The 7,719-nt window shown below is 62.9% G+C and carries 3 protein-coding genes; 1 reads left to right on the top strand and 2 read right to left on the bottom strand.

What is annotated here, in order from left to right; all coding sequences use genetic code 11:
- Positions 1-544 precede the first annotated feature (544 nt).
- Positions 545-2,194, top strand: coding sequence for a calcium-binding protein (locus KHP60_RS11380; protein WP_213564005.1), 1,650 nt, complete (start codon positions 545-547; stop codon positions 2,192-2,194).
- A gap of 278 nt (positions 2,195-2,472) precedes the next feature.
- Here KHP60_RS11380 and KHP60_RS11375 read toward each other — a convergent pair whose 3' ends face one another.
- Together KHP60_RS11375 and pepN are read right to left on the bottom strand one after the other, a co-directional pair.
- On the bottom strand, positions 2,473-4,800 hold the full coding sequence (locus tag KHP60_RS11375) for a PAS domain-containing sensor histidine kinase (protein WP_213564004.1): 2,328 nt from the start codon (positions 4,798-4,800) through the stop codon (positions 2,473-2,475).
- 191 nt (positions 4,801-4,991) lie between these two features.
- Positions 4,992-7,643 (bottom strand): aminopeptidase N, encoded by a 2,652-nt coding sequence (gene pepN, locus KHP60_RS11370; RefSeq protein ID WP_213564003.1) that lies wholly within the window; start codon positions 7,641-7,643, stop codon positions 4,992-4,994.
- Between the last annotated feature and the right edge of the window lie 76 nt (positions 7,644-7,719).

Below are 7,719 nucleotides of genomic sequence, written 5' to 3'. Positions count from 1 at the left end.
GTGGCGGGCGGCCGCGTGACAGGAATGCCCCGCCTCGACAAAGCGCGCCACTCGGCGGCGCAGATCCAGCGAGTAGGACTTGGTCATCGCTCATCTCCTCCCAGAAAGAGGGCTGAGACAAGTGAATCACGAAGCCGCCGCGCCGCATAGCCCCAAGGACTCCGTCAGAACTGCCGTTGCTCTAGTATCGAAACAACCGCTTGGGTGTAATCTGATAAAAATAACTTATATTCATGTATATTCACGAAGTGGCTCTGTATTGTTTCATTTTAACTTGTATTATTGGGAGTTATTGTAAAACTTATACTTAAGTAACCTAAGATAATATTGGAATTGAGCTTCGTAACCTCAGGTTGTATCTAACGATAATCGTCGAATGTATGCAAAAGCTCTTGCTAAAGCTTTATATCAAGATAACGTTGCAATTGTTCAGGGCTGAACAATTCCGGTTGGCCTTATGAGCGTAATCGTGGTTGCGATTGGCCTCTCTCCAGCCGCAACGGATGCGTTCCCCGGGCCATCCTCGTCCGAAGGGGGCAGAACCATGGCTACGGCCGCAACGATCTTCGAGCTTGATATGCAGCGCGTGTTCAGCAACACGGGCGGCGGCGGAATTGCCTGGGGAGGGACTGGCCAGGCCGGAACCATCACCGGCAACCAGACAGGCGGTTCCGGAACGGGTTCCTCGTATTCCTCGGGCGGTTCGGGTCAGGCGCAGGGCTCCGAACCGAACGACCCTTATGCGGGCATCACGCTCGTCTATAATCCGGTCACGAGTCGAATAGATACGTTCGATCCCACTCTCCTCCAGAGCGTGATGACGCCGGACGGAACTCCAATTCTCTTGGTTGGGGAAGAATTGGTCCTAACCTTGTCGCCTTCTCCTCAGATCGTACAAGGCGAAGAACTGGTCCTTACCTTGTCGCCATTACCCAAGATCGTGAAAGGCGAGGAACTGGTCCTTCATCTGTCGCCTGCCCCTGGCGGGGTGCGCGGCACCATCCAAGGGCATGACAAGTTCGGGGCGCTGCAGACCATCGAATTCAGAATCGCATCCAATGCCAACGATATTCTCTCCGGAAGCGGGATTCTTGATGGGCGTGCCGGAGATGATGGCATGAGGGGCTCTGGCGGAGCTGATACGCTTCTAGGCGGCACAGGCAACGATTGGCTTGATGGCGGCGTTGGGGCCGACGTGATCGATGGTGGCGAGGGCTGGGACGTGGGCTCCTACATGAGCGCCAAGGGCGGCGTGACGGTGGACATGACCACCAACCTCAATGCCGGCGCGGCAGCGGGCGATGCGGTCTTCAACATCGAGGTGCTGCAGGGCTCGAACCACAACGACCGGCTCACCGGCATCGACAATGGCCATGGCGTGCAGCTCTACGGCGAGGGCGGCAACGACGGGCTCACCGGCAAGGGCGGCGGCGACTACCTGTTCGGCGGCGCCGGCAACGACTGGCTCGACGGCGGCGCCGGCGGCGACAACATCGATGGCGGCGAAGGCTGGGACGTGCTGTCCTACCAGAGCGCCGCGAGCGGCGTGGCGGTGGACCTGGCCACCAACCAGAACGGCGGCGCGGCCGCCGGCGACGCGATCTCCAACATTGAGGTGGTGCAGGGCTCGAACTTCGCCGACAGCCTCGTCGGGGTCGATCGCGGCGGCGGGCATGGCGTCGAGCTGCACGGCGAGGGCGGTCACGACAACATGCGCGGGGCGGCCGGCGGCGACCGTCTCTATGGCGGGGCCGGCAACGACTGGATCGCGGGCCTTGCCGGGACGGATCTGGTCCACGGCGGCGACGGCGACGACATCGTCGGCGGCCAGGAGGGCAACGACACGCTCAGCGGCGGCTACGGCCAGGACGAACTGTGGGGCGGCAGCGGTGCCGATATCTTCCTGTTCGACACGGCGGTCGGCGCGGGGGCCGATCGGCTCAAGGACTTTGCGGCAGCCGAGGGCGACATGATCAGGCTCAACCACAACGTCTTCTCGGCGTTGGGCGTGGGCCTGCTGGGCTCGGCGTTCAAGGTCGGGGCGGCGACCTCGGCATCGCATCACATCCTGTACAACTCCGCCACCGGCGATCTGAGCTACGATGTCGACGGCTCAGGCGCGGCGGCGGCGGTCAAGATTGCGATGCTCAACCCCGGCACCACGCTCAGCGCGTTCAACTTCTTCATCGTGTGAGCGATCTAGCGGCAGCCTCGCGCCTGTCGCCCGACAATCCCTATAGGGGCGCGGCAACCGCTGCGCCCTTTCTTCATGGCTGAGAGCTTGGTCTCGAGTCGATGATCGGGAGCCCGCCGAAATCTGTGCCGTCAGAGGTATAGCGCGAGCGCGCTTCCGCATCTTCGATATCCGTGCGGGTTCAAGGCGACAGGCCTCTCGCATGCGAAGGCAGGGTCAGCGCTCGCTCCGTCATCTGAGCGATTCCAGGCCGTGCACCCGTCCCGTCCGGCTCTCGATTAAGCTGCTGCGTCGGCGAGGGCGATGTCGGCGCTGGTGGCCTCCGTCAGCGGCAGGTGGACCAGCACGATGGTGCCGAGCCCTTCCTGGCTTCTGATACGCAAGCTGCCGCCGTGGAGCTCCGCGAGGGAGCGGGCGATGGCGAGGCCGAGCCCCGAGCCCTTGTAGCTCTTCGAGAACTCGGTCTCGACCTGCTCGAACGGTTGCCCGAGCTTGTGCAGGGCGTGATCGGGAATGCCGATGCCGTTGTCTTCCACATAGATGTTGACGGCATTGCCGGCCTGACGGGTCCGCACCGTGATGCAGCCGCCTTCGCTCGTGAACTTGGTCGCATTCTGGAGCAGGTTGACGAGGATCTGGTGCAGCGCGCGCTCGTCCGCCGGCACGACAATGTCTTCGGGATTCACGTCGACGGTGACCGAGAGGTTCTTGGCCTTGGTCTGCTCGCCCACCAGCTTGAGGGCGCGCTGGATCGAGGCATGGACCTCGATGGGCTGCTTGGTGAGCGTGGTGCGGCCAGCCTCGATGCGCGACATGTCGAGGATGTCGTTGATCACCGACAGGAGATATTCGCCGCTCGAGCGGATATCGGTGCAGTATTCCTCATACTTGTCGGAGCCGAGCGAGCCGAAGATTCCGCTCTGCATCACTTCCGCAAAGCCGATGATGGCGTTGAGCGGCGTGCGCAGCTCATGGCTCATATTGGCGAGGAATTCCGATTTCGCCCGGTTGGCGCTTTCGGCCTGTGCCTTCTGGTCGAGATAGCGCTCCGCGAGATCGGCGAGCTGATGCGTCTGCGCCTCCAGCTTCTGGCGCGACTGCTTGAGATCGAGAACGGTGGCGATGAGCTCCTTCTCGGACTCGACGAGGCGGTGCTCGTGGCGCTTGAGCGCGGTGATGTCCGTGCCGACCGACACGTAGCCGCCGTCCTTGGTGCGGCGTTCGTTGATCTGCAGCCAGCGGCCGTCCTGCAGGCGCGCCTCGAAGGTGCGTGCGCCCACGTCCTGCTGCTCGCGGCGCAGGAACTGATGCTGCACCTCCGGCGGACGGCCGAGAGCCATCACTTCCGCGTAGGACTTGCCCTGGAGCTGTGCATCGGCCGGCAGCTCATGGAGCTTCTGGAACTTCGAATTGCACAGCACGAGATTGTTGTTGGCATCCCACAGCACGAAGGCCTCGGAGATCGCCTCGATGGCATCGTGCAGGCGGGCATCTGCCTTCGCGGTCTTCTCTTCCAGGCCGCGCTGCTCGGTCACGTCCACGGCGATGCCCACGAGATGGCTGGCTGCATCATCCGGATCGTTCATCAGCTCGGCGCGGGCGCGCAGCCACACCCAGTCGCCCGAGATGCTGCGGATGCGGAACTCGTAGTCGACGAGCGAGGTGCTGGCGGAGGCGAGCTGCTCGGCAAGGGTGAAGAGATCCTGATCCTCGGGGTGGATCATCGTGTTCACTTCGCCGAAGGAGAGGAACTCGTCCTGACGCTCGTAGCCCAGAAGTTCGTACATCGAGTCGGACCAGTAGATGCGGCCGCGGCCGATATCCCAGTCCCACAAGCCGCAGCGTCCGCGGTTGAGCGCGGAATCGATCCTGTCGCGCACCTTCTCGCACACCTCGTCGGCGGCGCGGGCGCGGTTCGCCTGCATCACATAGGCGACGCCGATGCCGAGCAGAACCATGATCGTGGCGCCGAGCAGCGAGACATGGCCGATGGTGCGCGTCCACCACCCAGACAGAATGTGCGGCATCGGCTGCACGAGGGCGATCTGTCCGGAGGAGGCGTGAAGCGCCCGGACGGTCGCCATGCCTTCGGTGCCGCCAGGAAGCTTGATCGTCATGACGCCGGCGCGGTCGGCGAACAGCATCAGGGGCTGCGCCTCGCCCAGGATGTCCGTGAGCTTGGTCGGAGCCTCCTCCATGGGCGGGTAGACCGCCAGGACTGCGCCGGCCTGATCGACCAGCATGAGGGAGCGGTTCTGCGTCAGGGCGCTCGGCGGCATGTCCTTCGCCAGGCGCTCGAGCTGCGTCACGGCCTGCGTGCGGTCGGCGGGCGCACGGGCGGCGCCGAGCTTCGCAGCCGAGAGCGAAGCGATGATGTCGATGTCGTTGATGGCGTCGAAAAGCGTGTCCTTGCGGCCGTCGCGGATCTGAATCCAGGCGCTGCCCGCAAGTGTGACGAGAAACAGGACCAGGAGAACCGGAACCGCAAGTCTCAGCAGAGGCTCATATTGCTCGAGCCGCCGATATGCCGGGTTCGCGTCTGATCGCGTTACCCCTAGAATCGTACCCGCGCGTGCGGGTACGCATGCGGTCACCGCCCCCGCCATGCGATGCTTCCTCCGGAACCGTTTTCGTCCTGCATCGGAGGACGTGCCGCATCTCTCCGAATCACTATCAATAGAATCTTGAGCGGGTGATTTGTCTAGTTAGTAGAACCCGAAGGTTAATAAAAAATTTCCCATTCCGCGTTCCCTTGGGGAAATCTAGGACAACCCGATAACCTATTAAAATATCTAGGTTATTTCGACTGCCCATCTTCGAGGGAACGGCTCACGATATCCCCTACATCGCGGGAAAGATTGGGCTTTTGCGCGATCGAACGCAGGGCCTGTTCCGCGTGTGATCGACGGGCGTTTTTCATCGTGCGCCACGTGCTGAAGGCGGTCAGAAGGCGGGCCGCAAGCTGTGGGTTCAGTTCGTCCGCTCGCAGGACGATCGAGGCCAGGAAGCGGTAGCCTGCTCCGTCGGCCCGATTGAATTGAACCTGATTCAGCATGGCGAAGCTGCCGATGAGCGAGCGCACGCGGTTGGGGTTGGCAATGGAGAAGGCCGGATGCTGCATCAAACCCTTGACCCGCTCCAGGGTGCCGTCCTCCGGGATCGCGGCCTGCAGCGTGAACCATTTGTCGAGCACGAGTGGCTCGTTGCGATAGCGGTCCCCGAACCGGGCGATGGCCTCTTCGCGTACCTCTCCGGGCAAGGTCGTAAGAACGCTCAGCGCTGCGAGGCGATCGGTCATGTTGCTCGCGGATTCAAGCTGTCGCACGGCGAGCGCTTCGCCCATGGAAGGATCGGATGCAGCGAGAAGGTCGAGGGATGCATTGCGCAGGGCCCGCCGCCCTGCGCTTGCCGCATCCGGGCTGTAGGGGCCGGAATCGGTCAGCGACTCGTAGAGGCGCCGCAGATGCTTGGCGCAGCCTTGACCAATGCGACGCCGCATCTCCGAGCGTGCGCGATGGATGGCGTCAGGGTCCACATCCTGCCCGATCTCCTGCGCGACATCCGCTTCGCTGGGAAGGGTGACGACAAGCGCCGCGAAGGCAGGATCGTCCAGGGCGTCCCGGTTCATGAAGGAACAGAGAGCAGCCGAGAAGGCATCCACCTCTTCCTCCTCAACCTGTGCGCCCGTCGAGAGGGAGGTCAGCAGGCGCATGGCGACGGTCTGCGCGGCCTGCCAGCGATTGAACGAGTCCGTGTCGTGCCGGAGGAGAACCAGCAATTCCTCGTTCGGCAGATCGAGCGACAGCTTCACCGGGGCGGAGAATCCCCTGAACAGCGACGGAACGGGCAGGGACGTCACGCCCGTGAAGGTAATGGTGTCCTCAGACTTGTCGAACAGGAACACGCCTCGCTGGTCGACCCGTTCGCAACGCGCGCTCAGCGCCGATCCGTCATGCGCGACCAGACCGAGGGCGACCGGGATCGCCATGGCTTCCTTTCTCGCCTGGCCAGGCGTCGGAGGAGTGCTCTGTGCAAGATCGAGGCGGTAGGTCCTTGCGTCGGGGTCGTAATGCCCCTTCACCTTGACCCGCGGCGTACCGGACTGCTCGTACCAGTGGGCGAACTGAGACAGGTCCCGGCCCGTCACATCGGCGAAGGCGCTCAGGAAGTCCTCGACCGTAGCGGCGGTGCCGTCACAGCGCTCGAAATAGAGATCCATGCCGCGCCGGAAATCGGCGTCGCCGATGATCGTCTTGAGCATGCGGACGATCTCCGCACCTTTTTCGTAGACGGTGGCGGTATAGAAATTGTTGATCTCGCGATACTGGGTGGGCCGCACCGGATGGGCGAGGGGACCCGAATCCTCCAGGAACTGCCGCGCCCTCAGGGTCTTCACTTCGGCGATGCGATGCACGGGGCGCGACCGCTCGTCCGACGAGAACTCCTGGTCGCGGAACACCGTCAGGCCCTCCTTCAGGCAGAGCTGGAACCAGTCGCGGCAGGTCACGCGGTTGCCGGTCCAGTTGTGGAAGTACTCGTGGGCGATGATCGCTTCGATATGGGCGTAGTCGGTATCCGTTGCGGTCTCAGGGCTGGCCAGAACGTATTTGTCGTTGAAGATGTTGAGGCCCTTGTTCTCCATCGCGCCCATGTTGAAGTCGGACACGGCGACGATGTTGAACACGTCGAGGTCGTATTCGCGGCCGAAAACCTTCTCGTCCCAGCGCATGGAGCGTTCGAGCGCATCGAGAGCGTAATCGGCCCGATCTTCCTTGCCGGGCTCCACGTAGATCGCCAGTTCCACCTCGCGCCCGCTCATGGTGGTGAAGGTCTTGGAGACCCGGCCGAGGCGCCCGCCCACCAGGGCAAAGAGATAGGACGGCTTCGGGTGCGGATCGTGCCAGACCGCGTAATGCCTGTCGGAACCGTCGATGGACCCGCTTTCGACCGGATTGCCGTTGCCTAAGAGAACTGGAACGTCCTCACGGTCGGCCTCGATGCGGGTGGTATAGACGCTGAGAACGTCAGGCCGGTCGAGGAAATAGGTGATGCGCCGGAAGCCTTCGGCCTCGCATTGCGTGCAATAATTGCCGCTCGACCGATAAAGGCCCATGAGCTTGGTGTTGGCGGTCGGGTTGAGCTCGGTCTCGATGGTCAGGGTAAACGGCTGGCGGGGGGCCTGTGCGATCGTGAGCGCGTGCGGAGAGGCCTCGAACTCCTCAGCCGTCAGGGGGCGCCCGTTCAACGACACGGCCTTCAGGTTCAGCTCATCGCCATCGAGGACGAGGGGCGCTCCCGAGCGGCCCTCCGGATTGGGCCTCATGGCGAGGGTGGCCCTGACCCGAGTCTCCGTCGGGTGCAGCTTGACGTCGAGTTCGACACGATCGATCAGGAAGTCGCTGGGCCGGTAGTCCTCGAGACGAACGATCTGGTTTGTGTCGGTGCGCATCAGATACTCATTTGAAACTGAGTTACGTGGAGAGCTAGGGCCGCGGGGGAGGACCACAAGTCTGCTTGGAGCAGCA

Origin of the sequence: Microvirga sp. 3-52 (assembly GCF_018383585.1) — a bacterium.
Taxonomy (GTDB): domain Bacteria; phylum Pseudomonadota; class Alphaproteobacteria; order Rhizobiales; family Beijerinckiaceae; genus Microvirga.
This window is presented reverse-complemented; position numbering and strand designations above follow the sequence as displayed.